Genomic DNA, 1,104 nt, shown 5'->3' with positions numbered 1-1,104 from the left:
AGCCACATTGCAGGCATTTGTCACTCGGCGTATTCGTGCCGAAATAATCGAGGTTTTTAAGAGCGTAATCCCAAACAGTTTCCAACCCTTTGATGTTGTTACGAACGTTGGGAAATTCTGCGTAGCTGATATGGCCGCCACTGGAGATTTTATGGTACGGAGCTTCGTGATCAATCTTGTCGAAAGGGTTAGAATGTTTATAAACATCCTGGTGGAAGCTGTTGGTATAATACTCTTTATCAGTAACGCCCTCGATCATACCAAACCGTTTCAAATCAAGACGAGCGAATCTATCGCACAATGATTCTGATGGTGTGGCATATAGACTGAAACCCCAGCCTTCTTCAGACTCATTCTTCCAGCGGTCAACTGCATCACGCAAATGCTGAACAACACGCTCAGTCAAATGTTTAGATGTTTCATCATCCGTTGGAGCAGAACCAGTCATGAACAGACCAACTTCATGCAACCCAATATAACCCAAACTGATTGAAGCACGACCATGCTTGAACAGATCAATGATATCATCATCAGGTTTCATCTTAACACCGAACGCACCTTCCGTATAAAGAATTGGTGCCACTGATGCTTTAACTCCACGCAGACGATTGATACGAGTATCCAGAGCACGTTTAGCAACAACCAAACGTTCGTCAAGAATTCTCCAAAACTCTTCCCAATTGCCTTTCGATTCAATTGCAATACGAGGCAAGTTCAGGCTGATAACACCGAGATTATTTCGTCCATCAAGGACTTCGTTTCCTGATGCATCATGCCAAACACTAAGGAAGCTACGACAACCCATAGGACTAACAGGTACACTAGAACCTGTAGTGGCACGGTTGTTTTTCGCAGATATGATGTCGGGATACAATCTTTTCGAGGCACATTCAAGTGCGAGTTGTTTAACATCATAGTTTGGATCTTCTGGATTAACGTTAATGCCTTCCTCAAGGAACATCACGAGTTTCGGGAACACGGCTGTAAGGCCATCTTTTCCGAGACCCTTGATTCGGACTTTGAGAATAGCTTTTTGGATTTCACGTTCAAACCAACTTGTCCCCATGCCAAAGCTGACTGTAACGAACGGGGATTGGCCATTAG

At 44.0% G+C, this 1,104-nt stretch carries 1 protein-coding gene; it reads right to left on the bottom strand.

The genetic code is table 11. From position 1 onward, the window contains the following. On the bottom strand, positions 1-1,066 hold a 1,066-nt coding region (gene nrdD, locus N1032_RS23600; RefSeq protein ID WP_259542812.1), incomplete at its 3' end, for an anaerobic ribonucleoside-triphosphate reductase. Between the last annotated feature and the right edge of the window lie 38 nt (positions 1,067-1,104).

Source organism: Herbiconiux daphne (genome assembly GCF_024979295.1).
Classification (GTDB): domain Bacteria; phylum Actinomycetota; class Actinomycetes; order Actinomycetales; family Microbacteriaceae; genus Herbiconiux; species Herbiconiux daphnes.
This window is presented reverse-complemented; position numbering and strand designations above follow the sequence as displayed.